This window comes from Microbulbifer mixtoriginis (SeqCode) (assembly GCF_052468275.1).
Genome location: NZ_CP174341.1, coordinates 2,611,735 through 2,633,778 on the forward strand (window position 1 = coordinate 2,611,735; position 22,044 = coordinate 2,633,778).

Sequence of the window (22,044 nt, forward strand, 5' to 3'; positions counted from 1 at the left end):
AGCTTATTAATAAATAATATTTTAGACCGGTAAGTCGTAAATACGGCTGAAATATTTGTGCCCTATATAAGAATGAATTTAAATTTATCCTGGTGATATCATGAAAGCTTCATTGGAAAAGCTCGTTGCCCAGCTGAGCCAGCAAAGGCAACACTTTTCAACACCGTGCTATGTCTACTCCCTAAAAGATATTGCCGATAACTACCAAAAACTGAAAGGCCGCCTGGGAACATCTCTCATATATTCCCTAAAGGCGAATAGCTGCCTTGATCTTGTCGTACGTAGTGGTCATGTTTTTGAAGATGGAGTTGAAATTGCCTCTGTGGGGGAGTTGAATCTTCTCCCTCGAGGTGAAAGCCCTCGCTATATCAATAACCCTTCCGCAGATAAAAGTTTCCTCAGAGCGGCAATTGCAAGTAAGTGCACACTGGTGATCGATAATCTATCCCAGTTAGAAATCGTTAAGGAGTTTCAGGGGAAGCGTCCGATTAATCCGCTGATACTTCGTTTGAACCCCAGTACCTTGGATCAATTTGAGAAGGCTCCGGTAACCACGAGAAGAGACCACTTTGGCTTTGGTTGGAGTGATGTTGAAACGGCCTTGGCATTCTGTAAAAAACATGAGTTGAAAGTTGCTGGATTCCATGTGTTCCGAGGATCCTATAATTTCGCAAAGCTCGCTTTTAATACTGCGCAAGCAGCTTTGCAAATAGTTGAGAAATTTGAGAGGGAGCTAGGCTATGCCATTGATTTAGTTAACCTTGGCGGTGGCTTTGATCTGAATTGGGAAAGTATTGATTTTAATTTTGAACAATATAGGGAATTACTTGGTGAATTTCCCTCTCACATAAAAATCGCCCACGAAAGTGGGCGTGCTCTGGTTGCCAGTGCGGGATATTTTGTAACTCAGATTCGCTACGTGAAATCGATAGAAGGGCAGCAGTACGGAATCTGTGATGGCGGCATGGCGCAGAACTTTCTTTTAGCGAAAACGGAAAGTACTTTTAAACGCTTCAGTCAGCCACTGATATTGCGTGGCGATGAAATATTGGAATTTGAGAGCAGTACAGAGAGCTGTTTGCTGGTAGGTACTTCCTGTAACAAGGAAGATGTGATCGGTGAAATAAAAGGCGGGCCTGTACAGCCTGGCGACCTGGCTGTTTTCAGCAATTGCGGAGCCTATAACGCGAGCTATACCGTTGCTCCATTCCTGAGTTTACCTTCTGCTAAATCCTACCTCATGGAGTAACTTATGGAACTGCAATCTATTGCCGGCAGCTTTGTAATCAATCAGCTTTCTTCCGTTTCTCCAGTGCCAGCTTCACTGCAAGGGCTTCTTGAGGAGGCCTGTGTGCGTCTGTTCGATGCTTCAATGATCATTGAAGACCCTCTGACAGAGCCTGCCCCTCTTCGAGAGCCATCGGTCAAGCAGCCACTAGAACAATTTGAACAAACTTTTGTTATTGATCAAATTATTGACAAGGTGCGCGATGAGGGGTTGGCCCACCATTTCCATGAAATGATAGGACTGTTTGGTTCCATCATGATGAGTCTGACGGCGACTGAAGATCAGCTGGCTCAAGTGAATAACTGGGTGGAGCAGGGGATTTTTGGTCACTTCTTGATGACAGACCCCGGTGGCCCAAGCCTGCAGAGCTGGAAGACTGAGATACAGGATGATGATGGTGTTTTGCAGCTTAATATCAATAAAATTCATGGTATAGAGGCACAAAAGCTAGGGTTTGCCATGGTTGTTGCCAAACAGGCAGCAAGGCCATTCCCAGTTACATTGATGCTGCCTCCTGAACTCTGTGCTGAATTGAAGCAGTCATCTGTTGGTGAGCCCTTCCTGGATGGCAAGCTGCAACTGGGGAACTGCCGTGGTCGTGTCTCAGTTACTAAAGAGATGCTGCTTAGCAAAGGTGGTCTAGGGAGTGTTAATCGCTTCCTGACACTTGTGCGTCCCCGTTTTGTGAAGTCTCTGATGCACTTTGTGCTTTGGTTACGAGATCAAGGGGAGGTTGAGTTGTCTGTTGCGGATCAGGAGATTGTCGAGTATCTGATTTATCTCTGTAATGAGCAAACCTCGGCCACCATCTTCTCAATGCATAGTGTGAATAGAGTGCTGGCAACAAAATTTGCCAGTAACGAATTACTTTTGCACTTGGTATCTTCGGGTAAGGTACAAAGCAAAACTCGCCAGCGGGATTTGCTGGCGTTCACCAAGATGGAAGGAAGTTCCTACCGCTGCTTTTTCGAGATTTATAGTAAGGCGAAAGGGCATCGGCTATGAGCTTATACCTGAAGTCAGCGGCATTTACCCCCATAGAAAATATTACTTTTGCAGAGAGTGGAGGCTTGCAAGAAGCCTTCGCACAAATCGGTGAAATTATATCAGAACAGAGTGCTCGTGTAACAGAGGTTATTCCAGAGGAGGTAAGGGCTGAGATTAACCGACACTTTCTTTGTTCAACCATGATTGAGCTACCTTTTACGACTGGGGCCGTTAATACGGACGATTTAAACTCTCTGAAAAATCGACCAAGTATTCCTGTGACCAGTTTTGTGAACACTTATGAGTGTGCATCCTGGGGTTACAGCCTGCGCTATTACTTGCGACAAAATCCAGTTGTACGTTATGTACTAGTCAGTATTCTGGATGCCAATGTGCTGGATTTAAGCTTTTGGCAGAGTAATGAAAATTGGGGCAAGAGCGGCTTTGGTTTATGCACATTGCTCTTGGAAGTCGACTCATTCAGAGTGGAAGATATTACAGCCGGTTGTGCGGTTACCTATAACACAACACCAGAGTTTGCAACAATTATCAGAAAGATGGCCAGTGCTGGGAAGGATCTAACTTTATCTTTGCCATTTTTCCCAGAAAACATACGACAAATATTTACCCGTTTACTCAGTAGTTTCCAGCAGCTTCCCGATCTTCATGAAAGGTGGGGGCACTGTTTTGGTAGTGATCCCTGGTTAAACATTATTAGCCACGGAGTTGAGGGTAGATTCCAAGAGGATGAGAAGCTATTGGTATGTTCTATTGCTCTCAATGGCTATTACTGTACGGCTGAAGTTAGGGTTGACCAGGGTAGCACTTTTTACTTGGCGGAGGCGGTATGAGTAAAGTGATAGAGCTTTCCAGTAGGTTACTGCGCAATCCCTATCCGCAAACCCCTAAACTCTGCGCAGCCCAGACATTGCCCTTGAAAGGTGAATCCGATTTTCTAGCAATTTCTCAGTTACCGGTGGGTACAATTCCAGTACTTTTAAGCTTTGCTGAGCACTATCAACTCTTGGTTGAGCTATTGGAGTGCTTGGATCAATCTGGGGTTTTGATCGAAACAATCTTGATGAGAATGCAGATGCCTGCTGGTGGAAGAATGCCAAAAGTATTTCTACATGAGCGGGTCTTAATGTTGCAGGATATTCAGGCTGAGGAATATATCTTACAAAGGGAGGGCAAACCGTATCTGGTTATTGAGGATAACTTGGTACGACACCCTCTGGAAGCAGGCAATAATAGTATTCACATCAGGATATCTGCTACAGAGAACTGTGAAAAATTAGTTTCTTTATACTCTGAAAAATTATTGGAATTAGGTTTTGGTGCCATTGAAAAAATGGCCAGGGAAGGAACCGCATAAAATGTATATAAGAAGCCTCTGGGTTGATCATAAAGGGGAAACAGAGCAACTGTTGAACTCCCTAAACCATTACCTTTCGGGATTGGATTATATCCCAGAGCTTGTATATGTCGTTTCAGCCGGCGAGGCTAATGTGTTACTGGAGCGGCCGGTTGTTGAGTTTCTAGTTCAGCTGGAAGAGGCTGGGCATAACATTCAATTTGTAGGTAGTGCATGTACCAGTTTTCATGCTGCGCTTTTAAGTTATTCCAAACGTCATGAAGAAGACGCCCTGGTTATAAATTTAGAGCTGGGTAAAGAGCGGCAGCAGGAATGCCTGGATGCCCTGGGTATAGGAATAAAGCCTGGGCAGGACGGTTTGGATGTGATTACAGGAGTGGCAGTTTCCTGGTTATGTAGGCATTACCACGAACGGAGTTTATGCCAAATTTCCAGTTGTGATATTTTATCGCAAGCGCCATCACTCAATGGGGCGCCTGAGCTGGTGCAAAACCTCAAGAAATTAATGGCGACTGATCTGGACAATTCCTGCCGTGTAGTGTCCTTTGATATTCAATCTCGCTGGGCGAAAGGATTGCTGAAAGGCTTTTCTCATGAGGATAAAACTCATTGGCTGCCTAGTGTTGAGCTTGATGGGCTTCACTATCTTAGTATTAAGCCTCTTGCGGAGATTGATAAATATTGTTTGAGAGACGAAATTGAAGGTCTCTGGATAATCACTCTTGGTGGCGGTGGTAGGGCTGGTTGCCTCCGGGTACACAGAACCCCACAAGCAAATGGACAGCTGCTTTCCCGTCTGGTGAACACAGAGACCGTTTCTCTTGAAGAGGCTTATCAGGGTTTTAATGCAGCACAATGTCTCGAAGATGCATACGGCCAGGATCACCTTCCTCATGTTCGCGGCGCCATGATTTATCCCCAGAAAAAATACCGGGGAAGACATAATCAAATATTTCACTGGGTGCTGGGTTCCGGCAGCTGGCGGTCACTCTTGGAAAATCAAGGAGCCAAACATGGGTAGAAATATCTATAAGTCTGATTTGCGGGAATTTAAATTTCTTATTGAAGACCAGTTTCATCAGGCCAAAACACTATTTGAGCACCCACGCTATAGTGATTGCTCTGCTGAAATCGTAGATGATGTTCTGCAGCGTGCGAAAAAATTTGCTACTGAGGTATTGGGACCAGGTTATCAAGAGGCTGATGAACAAAGTTGCCACTTGGTTGATGGCAAGGTACAGCTGCCTTCCTCTTTTCCGGAGATGTGGAGTCGTTTTAAAGAGGAATGGGGAGACTTATCTTCTAGCAGTGGCGGTCAGGTAACCGATCTTCCGCCCTTTATAATGCAAATGCTGTTAGAAATGTTTATGGGGGCCAACCCCAGCTTTATGACCTATGGTGGTTTTTGTTTGCCATCTTCTACCCTGGTAGAAAAATATGGTTCAGAAATTCAAAAAGCACTATTTAAGGACAAATTGGCTACTTCTGAGTGGACTTCTTGCCTTTGTTTGACTGAGCCACAGGCTGGCAGTGATGTTTCCCTGGTCGATACCAAGGCCGCGCGGCAAGCAGACGGTACCTATTTACTCACTGGTGAAAAGTACCTAATCAGTGCTGGTATGCACGACCTAACAGATAATACCTTGTACTTTGTGATGGGTAGAGGGGAGAAGAGTGGCTCGGGAACCTATGGCTTGTCTTGCTTTATCGTACCCAAATACTGGGTTGAAGAAGATGGCAGCCTAGGAGAGTTTAATCATGTTGAATGTATCTCCCTTGCTGACAAAATGGGTTTTAAAGGTTGTGCCAATACTCACCTTACCTTCGGCAAGAATGGCCAATGCCGTGCATATTTACTAGGTGATCGGGAAAATGTTGGATTATTGCAGTTCTTGACCCTGATGAATCAGGCAAGAATTAGCACAGGGGTTTATGCCCTGGGAATGGCTTCTTCGGCTTACTACAACGCTCTAGCCTATGCCAGTAAACGCATTCAGGGCAAACGTTTTCATGAAAGCTTCAGCGCTAAGGCAAGCAGGGTCAATATTGTTGAGCATGTAGATGTGCAGCGCATGTTACTGGAAATGAAATCCAAGGTTGAGGGCTGCAGGGCCTTGATCGCCAAGCTGACCCTATCTGAAAGCTTACTTAAGACATTCGAGGGGGATGAGGCTAAGAAAACTGAGGTTGCCTATCATCAGGGGCTGGTAAACCTACTGACTCCCGTGGTGAAAGCCTATATCAGTGATCAGGCATGGCGCATTTGTGAACTGGCCATTCAGACCTGTGGTGGCCAGGGTTACCTGAAAGAATTGGGTATTGAGCAGTATGCTCGGGATATCAAGGTACTCGCCATTTGGGAAGGAACTAATTATATCCAGAGCCAGGATCTTATCCGAGATAAGTTAGGGCTGGGCAACTCCAGCAAGCTGTTTCAAATTTATAAGAGTGAGTTTGAATCATTTATTAATAGAGCGGGTGATTTCCCCAATTTCAAAACCGAATTTAGTCGCCTTCAAGAATCCTTCGAGCACTTGGAGACTGTCCTGAAAACCGTACATGTGTGGGTCAGGACCAAAGAGATGTTCAAAATTCCGGCTTACAGTACTCGTATTCTGCACATGATGGGGGACATTACTCTTGCCTGGTTGTTGCTAGAAGCTGCCTGTAGTGCATCCAGTCGCCTGAGTAAAGGAGAGGAGGATAAAGCTTTCTACGAGTCGAAGGTCACTAGCGCTAAATTCTTTATCAGGAATGAATTACCCAGAACCAAGATGGTGATGGACATTATTCAGGATCATGATTCATTTTGTCAGGTTGACTCTCCCGTATGGGATTCTCTTCTCACTGGGGTGGAATCGCTGTGATGAATGCTTTCGATCAAATACAAAAAGAATATGACGTTGTCATCATTGGCGGAGGCTGGGCCGGGTTGACTCTGGCTCGGCAAATTAGACGCGGTGGCCAGGATGTTTCAATTTTGGTTGTAGAAGCCAGTGATAGTTTCCGTGCAAAAGTGGGGGAAGCTACTGTTGAGATGACCGGCCATTACTTTATGAAGCAGTTGGGCTTGGTTAATTATCTTTATAGGAACCACCTTCCGAAAAACGGTTTGCGCTTTTTCTTTGATAAACCTGATCACAGCTTGTCTCTAACCGAAATGAGTGAGCACGGAACTACTAGTATTCCGCCTCATCCAGCTTTCCAGCTGGACAGAGCTCGCTTGGAGGCGGACCTGGTTGAAATGAACCGGGAAGATGGTATTCAAGTTCTGATGGGTGTGAAAGCCAAGGGCCTCAGTATTGAGTCTGAGGATAACCGTCATTCCGTTCAGCTGTCTGTGGCTGATTGCAACACTGAGATTGCAGCCCGCTGGTTAGTGGATTGTAGTGGGCGCAATCGCTTTGCAAAGAAACATAAAAAGTTAACACGCCAAGAGAATGTACCCGAGCACTTCTCTTCCTGGGGACGCTTCAAGAATATCCGGGATATTGACTCCATGGGAGATGAATCTTGGAGAAAACGGGCTTTTGGCCGTTTCTTATCTACCAATCATTTTTCCGGAGATGGCTATTGGGTGTGGTTTATTCCACTGAGTGGTGGCTACACCAGTGTCGGAATTGTCGGTGAAAAGGATAAGTTTGAAAAACCACCCACCAAGCGTGAAAGCTTCCTGGAATTCCTGATGAATTATCAGGCAATTTCAGAATTGTTAGATGGCGCTGAGCTGGTGGATTTTGAAGCTTGGGGGCAGCTTGCCTATCGTGCGGATGAATTTATTTTCCCCGATCGTTGGGCTACCTCTGGTTTTGCCTCTATGTTTCTCGATCCGCTGTTCAGTGGTGGTGGCGATATGATCGCTTTGTTTAATGATCATATCTGTAAATATATCCTGATGGATCTCGCTGAACCTGATAGAGGTAAAGCCCAGAATTTACTGAATCAGGAGCTAGCCATTGCGAATCAGACCGTAAAAGAGTTTTATCAAGGCCTCTATGCTCATGTGGCCAATGTATACCCGGTTATTGATTCTGCTGAGCTCTGCTCACCTCTGTTGGCATATAACACTGCTGCTTATTTTCTGGAAATCGCCTGGGACTATATGTCAGGCAGCTACCTGGATCAGGAGTACTGGCAGCGTAAAAGTTACCTGCGCCGGGGTTATATGGCATTGGAGCTTATATTGCAGAGGCAGTTGATAGATACCGCGAAAGTTCTTAAATCGGAAGGTCGTTATTACCGTAGGAATGATGAAGGATTTTTTGAGTCTGGAGCGGATCATTACAAGTATTTTGTCTACCTGATGGGTACTGCTGGTCGGGATGGTTGGCGCATTGATTTAAGGGTAAAGCTGTGGGTTGAGATATTTCTCAAGGTGATTGAGGCCAAATTGGATTTCCCTGGGCTAGCTAACAAAATGGTAGTTCAGCAAAGTATATTGTTGCCGGATTTATTGGGGAGGCCCAATTTAAGCACTGCCGACAAGGGGTGGTTGCTGGAGAAAATTTCTGAAAAATTCTCAGAAATACTCTCAGATGAGGCGGAGCGCCCTGTTCAAGTTAGAGTGACGGAAGACTCTTTCCATACGGAAGCACTGGAAATTAAGGATTCTTCCGGAGAGCTAACTATAGATGAACTTGACAAGCTCGCTAAAAAAGCCAAATCGCTCTGGTCTCAAAATCAGGAATACATTGCGATGCCAGGTATGGTACCGGTTTTCTTGGCATTTGCACGTAGCCAACCCGACAGCATTATGGATTCTGTAATTGATCAGAGAAAAGCTATGGGAATGGATCAACAAGCCTCAGAAAGTCCTGTAGTGGAGGCGGTGTGATTCAAGAGTTTTTCAAAGCGCGTGATAGTAAGAATCTGGCATTTCGCTGGCTGCCAGCAGAAGATACAGAGACCGCGCTCATATGTATGCACGGCAGCACTTTTAGCAGTCAGTGGTATTTAATGTTTGGGCGAATGCTACACAAACAGGGAATGTCCATTTGCTTACCGGATTGGAGAGGGCATGGGAAAAGTGAGGGGCGTCCTGGAGATCTGGATTATCCGAACCAATTACAGGATGATCTGCAGGATCTGATAGCGCACCTCAAGGAGAGAGGAGTTCGCCGTTTTGTACTCGGTGGGCATAGCGCCGGCTCTCTTGCCTCTCTGAGATACCTCGGAATATATGGTACCAAGGACATCGTGGGTTTTTTTGCTATAGCACCACCGCTAACCCAGGCAGAAGAAACTCGAAAGTATGATATTGCCACTTCAGGACTTGAGTACTTTATCCGCTATTTTCGTAAACGGCGACACAGCAGACCAATGGCGGGCCCAGAGCAGCAAAATTTGCCCAAAATAAATCTTTGGAAATATTGGCTGGCGATGCTTATTCCTGCATTCAGGCGGATGCCTGTTTTAAGCTTCCCTCCAGTAGGTTCAGCTGCTGGTAATCAGGGTAGGGTACTTGATTGTAGTTTCAACTTACTTAGTGCTTACACTATTAAGAGATATACCGATCTATTCGCCAGTATTGATATCCCGTGTCATATCACCGTGGGCCAGTACGATGAAGTAGTCGATGCACATACCTTATATACGGTAATGAATTGGTATATCTCACCTAAAGTAGAATCCTATTTAACTGAGATTCCCAATGCTACCCATATGTCAGCTATCTCAGCTTCGGCTAAACCGATCTCCAGCTGGCTCGATAAGGTGGTAGAGAGGCGATTGGAGGCTGCTTTGTGAAACAAATGGTTTATGATATTTCTGGGGTAAAGCCTGTAACACTAGCAGTGGGTGCGGAGTTCTCTGTGTTGGACTTATACCCCGATAAATATAAAAAATTATTGAGCACATCAGAGGTTAAGCATAAGGGTGTTATCCAGAGAAGTGATCGCAATTGCTTTCACATTAAAGTTGCAGATTTGTTCAATTTGCCCCTGTATTACTTTACCCTGAATGAGCAACTGTTCATCAGTGCGAAATTGTCCTCATTTTTGGCCGTAGGTGCAGATAAAGTCGATCTGAACTATTTGGTTGAGCTTGAATATTTCGGTTTTCCTACTGAAAGAAAAAGCCTGCTGGAAAATGTCAGAATGATTTTTCCGGGTGATGAGGTGACGATCACAGCTGAGTCATTAATCTGGCTGGATGATGCTCTTGCTACAGAACCTAATTTGAAGGCTGCTTTGGTAAAGCCTCAAAGCAGAGGGGAGGCCTTATACAATCTTCTCCCCATGGTGGCTTCACAATTATTTACACCTTTCGATCATGTGTTCTTTGCTCAAGTGTTTGAGCAAGTAGAAGCTTGTGAAGAGCTTTTGTGCGAAATTAGTAAAAATAGCCTGCCGCGAAAATTTGGGTTTAATCGTCAAAGGTCAGATATCTTTAAAGCGGCGCACAAGTCCAGAAAGGTTGAAGGTATTGATCTGAAAAACTATGTTAGAGAGATTAATGATCAGCTTGAATCGAGCTGGGAAGCTTCTGGTAAGGAACAGGATAGGGATGTCTACCTGGCAGAGTATTTGTATCATCCTTTTATTCTTTTTCATCTGAATATTCTGGCTGCAGAGTTAGGTAAGGAGGTCAGGCTTGTCGATGAGAGTAATTTGAAAGAAAAGGGTGGTCTGAATCAAATTTTCTCTTTGGATGATAACCCTATAGTTAATGTTTATGAGTCTTTTCAGAGGGTGTTTTTTTACGGAAACCGATGGCTTTCACGTATCTGGTTTTTTATACCCCCTATGATTAGCGCCAAGATTATTAAGCGGCAACAGAAATACTCTGAAGGTGAGCAGCATGTATGTATATATGCTTTGACCCTAGATTATTTGTTGCGATTCTATCCCTTGAAAGTTGGTAATGTAACTGGAGATTAGGTATGTCTACAGCAGTCGTAGAGAGCAAAGTACAGGAACTCTGTGAGCAGATCGCTCTTATGCTGAATGTTGATTCTGTTGATGCGGATACCCCTATTGCTGAGTTGGGTGTGGATTCACTCAATATTGTTGAAGTGATATTGATTTGTGAACAGCTTTATCCTGGTGTGATGAGCCCAGAAAATCTGGTTTTTGATGAGCACACTACCCTAAAGGAAATGGATACACAGTTGCTCGAAAATTCAGCTGAGATTTAAATCTTTTTTAGGGGGTAGCCCATGTTTAAGAAAATGCTAACAATATTAATAAGTAGTCTTCTGATTGGTAACATTATTGCCTGGTTTTCAGGGGCTGCTCCCATTGACTTCAAAAAGATAGACTATAGCAAAACTGAATTTGAACAATTGGAGTTTCTGACAGCTGAGCTGGATCAGAATCAATCTGACCCTGAATTAATGTTGCAACTTGGGCAGCTGTACAGCTACCACAATGAAATAGACAGAGCGGATAATTTACTGGCTACCGCCTACCAACAAGATCCTGAAAATATGCTGATTAAAGCAGCCTATTTTTCCAATGAAGGTAAGTTGGCTGGTGCCATGTTCGATCCGGCCATGGGGTTGTATAAACTTTATCGTCTGCGTCAAGCGATGAATCAAGTGGATGAAGCGGCGCTACAAGCTAGCTCTGACTTTAATGTGCGACTGGTTCGGCTGCTCACTTTTTCTTTTGTCGGTGAAGTTAGCGGTCACTTTGACAGAGTGTTTGAAGATGAAGACTGGTTCATAGCTCTGATAGAAAAAGATAATGATGCTTTACCTGGGGAAGTCAAACAACTTGTGTATCTGGCTCTCGCTAATGCCTACAGGATTAAAGGGTTGGATAATAGTAATGAACTTAATATAGCTCTGGATTATTACCAGAAAGCAGAAAGTTTGGCTGAATGTCCTTCTACCATGCTGGATGCCTGTGAGCAGTTGAGTCAAATGGTTATTACTTTGGGCGAAGCCTAATGTTGGTTGAATTGCGCAATGTATCTAAACGCTATGCCATGGGTGATATCTGGGTAGACGCCCTAAAAGATATCACTCTTTCCTTGGGAAAAGGCGAATTTCTCGCTGTGAAGGGGCCTAGCGGTAGTGGTAAGAGTACTTTGCTTAATATTTTGTCGGCTCTTGATCAGTGCGATTCCGGCACTGTTCAGGTTGGCGGTGTCAATATCGGTAAATTGGGAGAGCACAAGCGTTCAAAATTCCGAAACCGGCACATTGGCATTGTATTTCAGTCCTTTAATTTGATACCAGTGCTTACTGCCCTGGAAAATGTGATGTATCCGCTGACTCTCAGGGGAGTGAAAGATGCCAAAGCAAGGGCTCTGCAGGCACTGAAAGATGTAGGCCTTGAAAAACAGGCTGGGCAAAGACCAACCCAGTTATCGGGGGGGCAGATGCAGCGGGTAGCTATAGCCAGGGCGATTGTCACACGGCCTGATATTGTATTAGCAGATGAGCCTACGGCAAATCTGGACTCGAAAACCTCAGAAACGATCATGGCGCTGATACAGAAGTTGAATAGAGAGCAGGGCATAACCTTTGTTATTTCAACACATGACGATTATGTAACTAGCCTGGCATCCAGAGTGATTACTATTTTGGATGGAGAGTTAGTGAGTGATCGCCTTAGTGGTGACGTTCTGGCCAGTGGGTATGATAGATCCAGTATTACAAGTTCGGGGGTTGAGGTATGAAAATACTTAGCACACAGGATTTTCTGAAGGTACTTACAGCTTTCTTTTTTCTGTTTGTCAGCCTTCCAAAGGTGATTGCTGAGGAGTACATACCCCCTTCAGAGATCCCCTCTTCTAACCTCGAGAGAGTTCGCCTGGTTGAAGATTTAAATGAAGAATCCACACCAGAACAAAAGAAAATTGCGTATTTGGCCGAATTGGCATTGCTGACTTCCTCAGGGGATACACGAGTTGAACAAGTGGAATCCCTGGAACAAAAAATGACCAAATTGAAGAGCACGCAGAACAATGATCCAGAGTTGAGTGCCGCTCTAGGATCGGCAATTTCCTTTCGATCTAGTTTCTATCTCGATCAATTGGCAAAGTTATCCTTATTTTCAAGGCGGGGAAATCGCATGATGGATAGGGCAGTAAAGCAGGCCCCTTTCAATCTTGGGGCAAGATTGCAGAGGGGCATCAGCTGCGCAAATATGCCGGCCTTCTTGAAACGGGCCCGCTATGCAGTAGAAGACCTGGAGTTAGTTCAACAAAAAATTGGTGATAAGTACGGTGATGAGTTCCAGGCATTTGTCGACTACTACCTTGCACAGGCCTATGAACGTAATGATCAGGCAGATAAAGCCAGAGAACTCTGGACAAGGTTGACAGCTTCAGAAACCGAGTGGGCGAAAAAATCTCGCCTGGCCCTGGAGAAACTTTAGTTATGACTCTGGGTTGGAAGGTAGCGCTGTTAAATATTCTTAGAAACGGTCGACGCAGTATAATCACCCTTGCGGCGGTTATTTTTGGCTGTACCAGCTTGATTGTGTTCGGTGGTTTTGTTCAGTCCATGTACGATGGCATGCGTGAAAGCATGATTCGCTCGCAGCTAGGGCATATCCAGATTTATGCCGATGGCTACAACCAATATGGTAAAGCCGAGCCAGAAAAGTACCTGATTCCCTCTGCCAGCTTAGAGCAGATTACCCAGCTAATTGAAGAGAAGAGCCAGGCTTTGGTTGTTGCACCGCGACTGAATTTTAATGGTCTTCTGAGTGATGGGAAGCAGTCAATTGCAATATCGGGTATTGGTATCGATGCTGAAAAAGAGGTACTACTTTCCTCTGCAATCCATATTGTAGAAGGTGAAGATCTATTTCCTGAGGATGTTGCTGCTGCGCATTTGGGAGAGGGGTTGTTCAACTCCCTGGACGCTCAGGTAGGGGACTACCTAACATTGCTTGCAAGCACCCAGGATGGAGCAATAAATGCGGTAGACATTCAGATAGCCGGTGTGGTGACCACTGGCGTGAAGGAATTGGATGATCGCTTACTCAGAGTCAATTTGCCACTTGCGCAGGAATTACTTTATACCTCGGATCTAACCCGGCTGGTTGTATTGCTTGAAGAAACTGAACTAACCGATCTGGCTGTAGACGCCTTGCGTAAGGCATTTAAGCAACAGAATCTAGGGCTGGAATTAAGAAGCTGGTGGGACTTGGCGGCTTATTATCATCAGGTTGTTGGCCTATTTAATGGAGTGTTTGGTTTTATCACCGTAATTGTCCTGGTGATTGTAGCTCTAAGCATATCCAATACCATGTTGATGGCTGTGATGGAGCGCACCCGAGAGATCGGGACTATTCGAGCCATGGGCGGGACACCTACGCAGGTAGTTGGCTTAATTCTTTTAGAGTCTGTGTTTTTAGGTATTATCGGTAGCCTCTTAGGATTGCTTATCGGAATTCTTGCGGCAAAGGGCATTACTTATGCCGAATGGATGATGCCGCGGCCGCCGGGCAGTACTCAGGATTACCCGATAAGGGTATTTGTGGTTAATGAAATTCTTATCAAAACCTTTGCCTTGGGTTTTTTGGTCTCCTTAATTTCTAGTGTTTATCCAGCAGTAAAGGCTTCCAGAATACCGGTAGTGAATGCGTTGAGATTCACTTGACGGTAATGCAATAGGTTTATAGGTGTAGGGTAAAAAGATGAAAAGAAGCCGTTTTATTTTTTTTGTTGGGTTTTTATTCTCCCTAGTCGTGCCAGCAGTGGCTGAGGTAACGGCTGAATCCCTGGTGAATCGATTAGATGAAGTTAGGGGGTATAAGGATCAAGGATTTGTTTTTAATATTACTAATATCAGCTATAAGAAAGATAAAGAACCTCGAACTAATACGCTCAGTGTTAAAGTGTTTAACGATAAGTCTTTGATTCACTTTGAATCTCCCGCTCGTGAAAAGGGGAGGGCCATGTTAAAGGAAGGTAACAATATGTGGCTCTATATTCCCGGAACTCGCCGAGTTATTCGTATTGCACCGTCTCAGCGGCTGATCGGGGAAACCAGTAATGGAGATGTTGTTGGGACTAATTTCTCCAGAGACTATCGTGCAGAAATTATTGGAGAAGAAACTCTCGAAGGGCAGGATTACTGGTTGTTGGAGTTAACTTCAACGGCTTCCGGTGTGGCTTATGCAAAAGTGAAAGTGTGGATGGAAAAGACAGAAGGAAACCAACCCTTTAAGAGTGAATTCTATTCCCGGTCAGATCGCCTACTGAAAACAGCTTTTTACAAAGAATATAAAACCTTTGGCGATGAATTGAAATTACATAAGCTCCTTCTCGTGGATGCCCTGTTGCAGGAAAACTATACCTGGATGAAATTCGATGATTACCGTCTCAAGGAATTGGATCAGGCTATTTTCCAGAAGGCCTCATTGGGTAAACTGAATTAATATAGAAAGACCATGGCGATGCCAAATTTAACCCAGCGCAAACTGGCCATAATCTTAAGTGTCTCTGCCTCAGCTGCTTTAGCTAGTGCGCAAGAGTTTAAAGATCCTTTCTCTAATGAGCTCTCTGAGAGTTCTAAAACACAAGATCTTTCATCCAGTAATAGGGAAAGTGGTAATTATTGGAATTATGATATTTCGGCTATTGCCTATCAGCAGCAGAATAGCGTGCGGGAAGACCAGTATTTTAACCCTGGAAATCTACAATTTAGTGAAAGAGAATCTTTGCTAGCACTGGATTTCAGTAGTCAGTTTTTATCGGGGCCACAATTTTCTACTTTTACTCGCCTAGCCTTTATTCAAGACTATAAGGTGGATGACGGTGGCGCCTCTTCAGAAGAGTTCAATGCCTACCTATTGGAGGGCTACTTATCTTCGTACACATCTAACCGGAGATTGGGTATTAATATTGGCAGGATCAAACCTCAGTGGAGTAATGGTTACAATTGGTCCCCTGCCAACTTACTCAAGCCTGTCTATGACCGGCCAAATCTGGATACAGATGATCTGACCCAACAACAGGGTTGGGATATGGCGCATCTGGATCTTCGCTACGGTGACTGGAACGCGGGTATCTACATTGCTGAAGTGGAAGATAATCTGGATCGGAAGCTGGACCATCCGTTTGCTGACCACGAGTATCAATATGCATTGGTTCTGAATAGGGAGGGGGATCTGGATACCAGGTTAGTAGTACACCAGTTGGATGGTGGAGAACTGAATACGGCCCTGGGTTTGAGTGCATTGGCACGTGATAATATTACTCTACGATTTGAAGGGGCCTGGGAACAGCAGCGCGAGCTGCCAGTGGCTAGTGATATCTCCTATGGAGGTCTACAGGATCACGGCTACCTAAAAGCAGTGCTAGGTGCTCAGATGAGCCTTAAAGGCGGCTGGGATATTACGGCAGAATATCTATACAACGAACATGGGTATGAGTCAGAAGAGTGGGACCAGGTTATCGAACAAGTGGATCTTGCCAAGCAAGGTTTACAGTCCGTTCAAGCGCCAGCTGCCTTTAATTTCCTGATTGATAGCTATGAGCTGTTATCGGTGGGACAGTTGCGCCGAGAGTATTTGTTTTTTATGTGGGGTAACACCCGGATTGAACGTAAGTTTCAGTATCGTCAGAGTATTCAATATAACATTGATGATCAGAGCCAGTATCATAACTTGGAATTAATCCAAAATTGGACAGAGCATTTCAGTACTCGACTTCAGGCCCAAGTGTTTAGTGGCTGTGAGAGTTGTGAGTTTGGTCTAATTCCGAATGAGCACTTGCTCCGCTTGAGTTTTTATTACGATTTTTAGTCATCTACTAATTGTTTAGCTTCAACTAAAACAATAGAAGGCTTTTGGGGCTATTGATTGCTTCCAGCAAGGAAGTTTTCATATTTTTTAGCCTTCTCCAGGTTGCCGGATTCTCGATTAATGGAGATTAAAGCCCGAAGGATATCTATTGAGGAAGGGAATTGCTCAAGCCCCCTCTCAAGCGTTGCCAGGGCTTGTGTAGAGTTGCCGGCGGAGTGTAGTGCGATCGCATAGACATATATATAGCGGCTATCAGTCTGTTTAGACTCAGAGGCCTGCTTGAGATAACCGATAGCCTCTGAGTGACGTTTCTGTCGTATTAATGATAGCCCTAAGGAGTGTTGTATTGCTGCCTTCCTCTCTGCTTTATCCAGGGCATTTCGCAGCACTTCTTCTGCACTTTTCTCTTTTCCCTTTATTCGATAAAGGTCTGCCAGATTGATGTATGCAGCTGTGTAATAGGGCGCTTTACTTATAGCTCGATGATAGAATACTTCTGCTTGCTGTGAGTTATCTCTCTGTTGATGTAGCCCCGCCAAGTTGGATAAGGATTCTGGTCGATCACTGTTAAACAATTCTGAGGTTATATATTCCTGAAGTGCCAGAGAAAATTGCTGGCGAACCTGAGCAGGGTAATTTCCCAGGGGTAAGGTTGCTAGAGCATTGGCGGCCAAAGAGCGGGTGACGCGTTCTCGCTCGTAGAGTAGAGGTATTCCCAAGGCAGGTCGTAATTGCTCCGGTATTCTATCTAATGACTGTGCCAGTGCCAGACTGAGTAGTGGTTCATCGCTTTGTGCTATGGATTGCAATAATTGTACAGAATCGCGGCTGAGGTATTCCGCCAGAAAGGTTATAGCGGTTGCTCTAGCGATTGCTGGCTGTTCTCGGTCTAGGATCAATTTACTTAATTTCTTCTCTGCATCCCATGCTCCTGTAAGGCCTGCGTGTAGAGCCTCGCCAAAGTGGTTTGTCTCTGCTGGGCCAAATCGCTTGCGCAGAACTTCAGCAGCCCACTGATTGCTTTGATTCTTATGGCAATTGATACAGGCATTTGGTGTTTTTAATTGATCTGAAAGGTCTGGACGGGGGATGCGAAAACTGTGATCGCGGCGGCTATCTACCTGCATAAAGTTCTTTGCTGGCATATGACAATTGATACATCGCGATCCGGGGCTGTTTATTGGGTGAAGATGATGATCGGTTTGAGCGAACTTCTCAGGTAGATGGCACTGGGCACAAACCCCGTCGCCACTGCTACGTAACTGTAAACTATGGGGCTCATGACAATTGCTACAGGTGACGCCTGCGCTATACATTTTACTTTGTAAAAAAGAGCCATAGACATAGACCTCTTCGTTAATTTGACCATCCGCATGATAGAGGGGTGGTTGTAGCAGGGCGAGGTTATAGTGATCCAAAAATTTACTCCCAGCAGTTGCGCCAGGTGAGAATGTCGCGCGCCTGGAATGGCATTGTGCACAAGTTTGTATTTCTTTGGCGACCTTGGTTGATTTGCTTGAGGCTATTCCAGTTTCAAGGTTCATTTTCCACTGGTTTGTATTTATCCTCTGTAATTCATGAGTAAAGCCAAAATTTTGAAGGCTCTGTTGTTGATTTTGAGCCCATTCAAGATGCTTGGAGGCGGGCCCATGACAGGATTCACAAGCAATATTTATCTCAGACCAACTGGTTTGAAATGTATCGGTTTGAAGATCGTAATTTTTTTGTAGATTAGTAGAGTGGCAATCCGCACACATAAAGTTCCAGTTCTGATTAATACCACTCCAGTGTAGGTAGTCTGTATGTTCGATCTTTTCATTCGGGTATAAATGGAACCAGCGTTGACCACCATCAACTATTGGGCGGTTATCCCAAGCGATACTGAGCGCCTGTAGCCTCCCGCCGGGAAATTGAATCAAGTATTGCTGGAGAGGAGTTACCCCAAAAGTGTATGAAATGGGGAATTTTTCTAGAACACCTTCAGTTCCTTCGGTCTCGACAAAAAAATTTCCTTTGCGCTTGTAAAAGGTTGTAGTTACTCCGCCGTGGTCAAAGGTGGTTCCATCGAAGTTGCCGAGAACAGTGTCTTCACTGGCTGGCATCATGGCTTGCGCGTGATGGGAGTCTTTCCAGGCAGTGCTTTCTTTTTGGTGACAGTTTTGGCAGGAGGCTGAACCGATAAATGTTGCGTGTTCTTTCTCCGAATGACTTATCTGATGGGTAGTGGTTAAGATAGATTCGTTTTCATCAGTTTTATCCATTTCGGATTTTTCATTCTTATGCCCGCCACATCCAGCTAGTGGTAATAGAACGAGAACAATAAAAATCCTGTGAATTTTTCCAGCTATATTTATCATATATTTAGTTTTATTGACTTTTCTGTTGGATTGATCTGGCTTTGACAAGCCAAGATTAGTTCATTGTGTGCCACTTCAAGCAATCCATGTTTACTTGAGTCTCTTAACCTAATGGCTTTCTCTCAAAGAAAATTGACAGTTTTTTGCTTGCTGCTTCTGATAAATATTTTCCAATCCAGTCCAGGTGTGAGTGCAGATCTTCCATCATGGAATAATACGTCAACAAAATCTGACATCATAAGTTTTGTAAAAAAAGTGACGCGAGAAGGCAGTTCCGACTTTGTTCCTCCAGAGCTTCGTATTGCTGTATTCGATAACGATGGCACTTTGTGGGCGGAGAAGCCTGCTTACGTTCAGTTACTTTTTGCGATAGATGAGATTAAGCGATTGGCACCTGAGCACCCGAAGTGGCAGAAGGAGCAACCTTTTGCCTCCATTCTAAAAGAAGATTTTCATAGCTTATTGACCCTTGGCAAAGCGGATAGGTTAAAAATAATCAGTACTACTCAAACAGGTATGACAGATACGGAATTTAATAGGGTTGTAAATTCCTGGCTTACTGCCGCCAAAAACCCCCTTACGGGAAAGCCTTATCGAAATATGGTTTATCAGCCGATGCATGAATTGCTGGAGTACTTGCGCGCAAATGGTTTTAAAACCTATATATCTTCAGGTGGTGGAGTTGATTTCATTAGGGCACTCTCAATGAGCTTCTACGACATCCCGCCGGAACAGGTAATTGGTAGCCGTTTTAAATTACGGTATGAAGATGATGATGGTCATCCTCAAATCATTACAACGGATAAACTTGACTTCGTGAATGATGGTGTAGGCAAGGCTATTGGCATAAGCCAGGTTATTGGGATCCGTCCAATTTTTGTTGCTGGAAATTCAGACGGTGATTTACAGATGTTGGAGTGGTCTACTTCCGGTAAAGGGCCTCGTTTTGGCATGTTAATTCACCATACCGATAGTAAGAGGGAGTGGTCTTATGATAGTGGCTCTAAGGTAGGGCACCTGGATAAGGCTCTAAAAGCTGCCAAGCTCTATGGGTGGACGGTTGTAGATATGGCAAAAGACTGGGCAGTGGTTTTTCCTCAGTCTAAAGTCACCACACCTGAAAAGGAAATATCTGAAACACCGGTTGAAGATGGTGGTTAACATCCATCTTTCATGCCTTTGAATTCATTGCCGCAAAACCTTCTCTAATGAACGCTTTAAACAAGTTTGTCTAATCTTGTTGTATTACCCTTCCTAAAAAGCGTGAATTTACACCTATTGGCACCAGTAATTTTTAAAAGGTTTTTCTTGTCAATAGAGGTTTATTTGTCGCTATATGCACTCTCTATAGATGTTAAATGATTTATGAGACCCAATATGTTTTCATCCACTCTGGTATTCCGTCGATTGTTCATGGGTGCAATTGTATTGTGTTTTTTGCAATGGCACGTTATTGCTCAGCCTCAGCCTCAGCCTCAGCCTCAGCCTCAGCCTCAGCCTCAGCCTCAGCCTCAGCCTCAGCCTCAGCCTCAGCCTCAGCCTCAGCCTCAGTTGGAGGAGCAGGGGCAAACTCAAGCCCCACCGGAGCTTCAAGTTCAGGACACCCCGCTTACAAAGCCCAATATCCTGGTGATTTGGGGGGATGATATCGGTATTTGGAATATCAGTTTTAATAGCCGAGGCATGATGGGTTATGCCACGCCCAACATTGATCGATTGGCTGTTGAGGGGCTGTCATTTACCGATTACTACGGCCAGCAATCTTGTACGGCCGGAAGGGCCGCTTTCCTGGCAGGTAATGTGCCAGTGCGTACTGGAATGACCAAAGTAGGGCTCCCAGGAGCCAAGGAAGGCTGGCAAAAGAGTGATGCGACAATTGCCACGGTTATGAAAAGCCTCGGTTATGTTACCGGTCAGTTTGGTAAGAATCACCAGGGTGACCGGAATGAACATCTGCCCACTAACCATGGGTTTGATGAGTTTTTCGGAAATCTCTACCATCTCAATGCTGAAGAAGAGCCAGAGAATCGCGATTACCCCAAAAATCCTGAATTCCGCAAAAAATTTGGCCCACGCGGAGTGATCAAGTCTTATGCGGGTGGCTCCATTGAGGACACAGGCCCGCTCACTAAAAAACGCATGGAGACAATTGATGATGAAACTCTAGCTGCAGCTATTGACTTTATAGAGCGTGCTCATCAGGCCGGAAAGCCTTTCTTTGTCTGGTGGAATGCTACTCGGATGCATTTTCGTACTCATGTTCGAGAGGAGCATAAAAATCTGGCTGGACCGAACAGCAACGAGTATATGGATGGCATGGTAGAGCATGACATCCTGGTGGGAAAATTACTGAGTTTACTCGATCGTCTGAAAATTGCTGACAATACGATTGTATTTTATTCCACCGATAATGGACCACACTTCAATACCTGGCCTGACGCGGCCACAACTCCCTTTCGCAGTGAAAAGAACTCCAACTGGGAAGGGGCTTATCGGGTACCGGCTTTTGTTCGCTGGCCTGGAAAATTCCCAGCTGGCACTACCCTGACGGGCATCGTTTCCCATGAAGACTGGCTGCCAACACTGGCTGCCGCCGGCGGAAACCCTAATATCAAAGAGCAACTAAAGCAGGGGGTGGAATTGAACGGTCGCCGCTACCGCAACTATGTCGACGGTTATAACATGTTGGATTATTTTTCTGGTAAGGCCAAGTTGTCACCACGAAAGGAATTTATATATGTTAATGATGATGGTCAAATAGTCGCTATGCGTTACGAGCCATGGAAAGCCATTTTCCTGGAGAATCGTGGTAAAGGTTTTGAAGTCTGGCGCGAACCTTTTACTGAACTGCGTATTCCTTTACTGTTTAATTTACGTCAGGATCCTTTCGAAAAAGCACAACATAGCTCCAATACCTATAATGATTGGTTTATTGATCGTGCATTTGTATTGGTTCCTATGCAGCAGCTCGCTGCCAAGTTCCTGAGCACCATGAAGGAATACCCCCCCAGTCAAGTTCCCGGCTCTTTCAATTTGGAAAAGGTACAAAAACAGCTAGAGGCTGGAGCTTCGGGTAGTAACTGAATTTTCATAGGGCGCTAAATTAGGTCACAGGGCATGAAAAGGTGATGAATTACTCTCTAAACAGAGAGGGAGGGTAGGAAGCTCAGGTCTATAGTAATCGCTTTAAGTCAAGTAAAGCACATAGGTGATTTTTCCTGGATGCACTTTGATGCGTAGCAATAAGCTGTTGTAATTAACAACGCTCTGGTTTGATACAAATTGTCATTCAGGTTTAGGGGTGTCAATTATAGTTGCTTTAGTTTTAAA

The 22,044-nt window shown here is 44.7% G+C and carries 19 protein-coding genes; 18 read left to right on the plus strand and 1 reads right to left on the minus strand.

Going from position 1 to position 22,044, the window contains the following annotated elements; genetic code table 11:
* Positions 1–100: 100 nt before the first annotated feature.
* The 16 genes from ACJJIC_RS11570 to ACJJIC_RS11645 are packed head-to-tail and all read left to right on the plus strand — an operon-like array spanning position 101 to position 16,357.
* Entirely contained in the window at positions 101–1,249 is a 1,149-nt protein-coding gene (locus ACJJIC_RS11570) for a type III PLP-dependent enzyme domain-containing protein (RefSeq protein WP_444888732.1), read from the plus strand.
* A 3-nt stretch (positions 1,250–1,252) separates the two neighbouring features.
* Positions 1,253–2,293: a hypothetical protein gene (locus tag ACJJIC_RS11575; protein ID WP_444909881.1), complete on the plus strand. Its 1,041-nt coding sequence runs from the start codon at positions 1,253–1,255 to the stop codon at positions 2,291–2,293.
* A complete protein-coding gene (locus ACJJIC_RS11580) occupies positions 2,290–3,126 on the plus strand; it encodes a hypothetical protein (protein WP_445356960.1) in 837 nt (278 codons plus the stop codon). Before ACJJIC_RS11575 ends, ACJJIC_RS11580 begins: the two co-directional genes overlap by 4 nt.
* Positions 3,123–3,650 (plus strand): hypothetical protein, encoded by a 528-nt coding sequence (locus ACJJIC_RS11585; protein WP_445356961.1) that lies wholly within the window; start codon positions 3,123–3,125, stop codon positions 3,648–3,650. Before ACJJIC_RS11580 ends, ACJJIC_RS11585 begins: the two co-directional genes overlap by 4 nt.
* A 1-nt stretch (position 3,651) precedes the next feature.
* On the plus strand, positions 3,652–4,671 hold the full coding sequence (locus ACJJIC_RS11590) for a hypothetical protein (RefSeq protein ID WP_445356962.1): 1,020 nt from the start codon (positions 3,652–3,654) through the stop codon (positions 4,669–4,671).
* The gene (locus ACJJIC_RS11595) at positions 4,664–6,517 is read left to right on the plus strand and encodes an acyl-CoA dehydrogenase family protein (protein WP_445356963.1); all 1,854 of its coding nucleotides are present in this window, start codon (positions 4,664–4,666) and stop codon (positions 6,515–6,517) included. The genes ACJJIC_RS11590 and ACJJIC_RS11595 overlap by 8 nt, the downstream gene beginning before the upstream one ends.
* Positions 6,517–8,484, plus strand: a complete 1,968-nt coding sequence (locus tag ACJJIC_RS11600) for an NAD(P)/FAD-dependent oxidoreductase (protein ID WP_445356964.1) — start codon at positions 6,517–6,519, stop codon at positions 8,482–8,484. The genes ACJJIC_RS11595 and ACJJIC_RS11600 overlap by 1 nt, the downstream gene beginning before the upstream one ends.
* Positions 8,481–9,395, plus strand: a complete 915-nt coding sequence (locus ACJJIC_RS11605) for an alpha/beta hydrolase (protein WP_252085541.1) — start codon at positions 8,481–8,483, stop codon at positions 9,393–9,395. Before ACJJIC_RS11600 ends, ACJJIC_RS11605 begins: the two co-directional genes overlap by 4 nt.
* On the plus strand, positions 9,392–10,528 hold the full coding sequence (locus tag ACJJIC_RS11610; RefSeq protein WP_445356965.1) for a hypothetical protein: 1,137 nt from the start codon (positions 9,392–9,394) through the stop codon (positions 10,526–10,528). Before ACJJIC_RS11605 ends, ACJJIC_RS11610 begins: the two co-directional genes overlap by 4 nt.
* 2 nt (positions 10,529–10,530) lie before the next feature.
* Positions 10,531–10,785, plus strand: coding sequence for an acyl carrier protein (locus tag ACJJIC_RS11615; protein ID WP_252085543.1), 255 nt, complete (start codon positions 10,531–10,533; stop codon positions 10,783–10,785).
* 21 nt (positions 10,786–10,806) lie between these two features.
* On the plus strand, positions 10,807–11,541 hold the full coding sequence (locus ACJJIC_RS11620) for a tetratricopeptide repeat protein (protein ID WP_444885276.1): 735 nt from the start codon (positions 10,807–10,809) through the stop codon (positions 11,539–11,541).
* Positions 11,541–12,275 carry an ABC transporter ATP-binding protein gene (locus tag ACJJIC_RS11625; protein WP_444898446.1) on the plus strand — a complete coding sequence of 245 codons (735 nt, stop codon included), beginning with the start codon at positions 11,541–11,543 and terminating at the stop codon, positions 12,273–12,275. The genes ACJJIC_RS11620 and ACJJIC_RS11625 overlap by 1 nt, the downstream gene beginning before the upstream one ends.
* Positions 12,272–12,976, plus strand: coding sequence for a hypothetical protein (locus tag ACJJIC_RS11630; protein ID WP_445356966.1), 705 nt, complete (start codon positions 12,272–12,274; stop codon positions 12,974–12,976). The genes ACJJIC_RS11625 and ACJJIC_RS11630 overlap by 4 nt, the downstream gene beginning before the upstream one ends.
* A 2-nt stretch (positions 12,977–12,978) precedes the next feature.
* Positions 12,979–14,208, plus strand: a complete 1,230-nt coding sequence (locus ACJJIC_RS11635; RefSeq protein WP_445356967.1) for an ABC transporter permease — start codon at positions 12,979–12,981, stop codon at positions 14,206–14,208.
* A 37-nt stretch (positions 14,209–14,245) separates the two neighbouring features.
* A complete protein-coding gene (locus ACJJIC_RS11640; RefSeq protein WP_444898443.1) occupies positions 14,246–14,989 on the plus strand; it encodes an outer membrane lipoprotein-sorting protein in 744 nt (247 codons plus the stop codon).
* Positions 14,990–15,007: 18 nt separating this feature from the next.
* The gene (locus tag ACJJIC_RS11645) at positions 15,008–16,357 is read left to right on the plus strand and encodes a hypothetical protein (protein ID WP_445356968.1); all 1,350 of its coding nucleotides are present in this window, start codon (positions 15,008–15,010) and stop codon (positions 16,355–16,357) included.
* A gap of 50 nt (positions 16,358–16,407) precedes the next feature.
* On the opposite strand, the gene ACJJIC_RS11650 is transcribed toward ACJJIC_RS11645, so the two are convergent.
* Positions 16,408–18,618 (minus strand): tetratricopeptide repeat protein, encoded by a 2,211-nt coding sequence (locus ACJJIC_RS11650; RefSeq protein ID WP_445356969.1) that lies wholly within the window; start codon positions 18,616–18,618, stop codon positions 16,408–16,410.
* A 207-nt stretch (positions 18,619–18,825) separates the two neighbouring features.
* Between ACJJIC_RS11650 and ACJJIC_RS11655 the strand changes: the two genes are divergently transcribed.
* A complete protein-coding gene (locus ACJJIC_RS11655) occupies positions 18,826–19,875 on the plus strand; it encodes an HAD family hydrolase (RefSeq protein WP_445356970.1) in 1,050 nt (349 codons plus the stop codon).
* Between the two features lie 216 nt (positions 19,876–20,091).
* On the plus strand, positions 20,092–21,798 hold the full coding sequence (locus ACJJIC_RS11660; RefSeq protein WP_445356971.1) for an arylsulfatase: 1,707 nt from the start codon (positions 20,092–20,094) through the stop codon (positions 21,796–21,798).
* Positions 21,799–22,044 lie beyond the last annotated feature (246 nt).

What these genes read in the sequence shown, in the direction of transcription:
- ACJJIC_RS11570 (WP_444888732.1), top strand. Translation starts at nt 101, where the DNA reads ATGAAAGCTTCATTGGAAAAGCTCGTTGCCCAGCTGAGCCAGCAAAGG.
- ACJJIC_RS11575 (WP_444909881.1), top strand. Translation starts at nt 1,253, where the DNA reads ATGGAACTGCAATCTATTGCCGGCAGCTTTGTAATCAATCAGCTTTCT.
- ACJJIC_RS11580 (WP_445356960.1), top strand. Translation starts at nt 2,290, where the DNA reads ATGAGCTTATACCTGAAGTCAGCGGCATTTACCCCCATAGAAAATATT.
- ACJJIC_RS11585 (WP_445356961.1), top strand. Translation starts at nt 3,123, where the DNA reads ATGAGTAAAGTGATAGAGCTTTCCAGTAGGTTACTGCGCAATCCCTAT.
- ACJJIC_RS11590 (WP_445356962.1), top strand. Translation starts at nt 3,652, where the DNA reads ATGTATATAAGAAGCCTCTGGGTTGATCATAAAGGGGAAACAGAGCAA.
- ACJJIC_RS11595 (WP_445356963.1), top strand. Translation starts at nt 4,664, where the DNA reads ATGGGTAGAAATATCTATAAGTCTGATTTGCGGGAATTTAAATTTCTT.
- ACJJIC_RS11600 (WP_445356964.1), top strand. Translation starts at nt 6,517, where the DNA reads ATGAATGCTTTCGATCAAATACAAAAAGAATATGACGTTGTCATCATT.
- ACJJIC_RS11615 (WP_252085543.1), top strand. Translation starts at nt 10,531, where the DNA reads ATGTCTACAGCAGTCGTAGAGAGCAAAGTACAGGAACTCTGTGAGCAG.
- ACJJIC_RS11620 (WP_444885276.1), top strand. Translation starts at nt 10,807, where the DNA reads ATGTTTAAGAAAATGCTAACAATATTAATAAGTAGTCTTCTGATTGGT.
- ACJJIC_RS11625 (WP_444898446.1), top strand. Translation starts at nt 11,541, where the DNA reads ATGTTGGTTGAATTGCGCAATGTATCTAAACGCTATGCCATGGGTGAT.
- ACJJIC_RS11630 (WP_445356966.1), top strand. Translation starts at nt 12,272, where the DNA reads ATGAAAATACTTAGCACACAGGATTTTCTGAAGGTACTTACAGCTTTC.
- ACJJIC_RS11635 (WP_445356967.1), top strand. Translation starts at nt 12,979, where the DNA reads ATGACTCTGGGTTGGAAGGTAGCGCTGTTAAATATTCTTAGAAACGGT.
- ACJJIC_RS11640 (WP_444898443.1), top strand. Translation starts at nt 14,246, where the DNA reads ATGAAAAGAAGCCGTTTTATTTTTTTTGTTGGGTTTTTATTCTCCCTA.
- ACJJIC_RS11645 (WP_445356968.1), top strand. Translation starts at nt 15,008, where the DNA reads ATGCCAAATTTAACCCAGCGCAAACTGGCCATAATCTTAAGTGTCTCT.
- ACJJIC_RS11650 (WP_445356969.1), bottom strand. Translation starts at nt 18,618, where the DNA reads ATGGATAAAACTGATGAAAACGAATCTATCTTAACCACTACCCATCAG.
- ACJJIC_RS11655 (WP_445356970.1), top strand. Translation starts at nt 18,826, where the DNA reads ATGGCTTTCTCTCAAAGAAAATTGACAGTTTTTTGCTTGCTGCTTCTG.
- ACJJIC_RS11660 (WP_445356971.1), top strand. Translation starts at nt 20,092, where the DNA reads ATGTTTTCATCCACTCTGGTATTCCGTCGATTGTTCATGGGTGCAATT.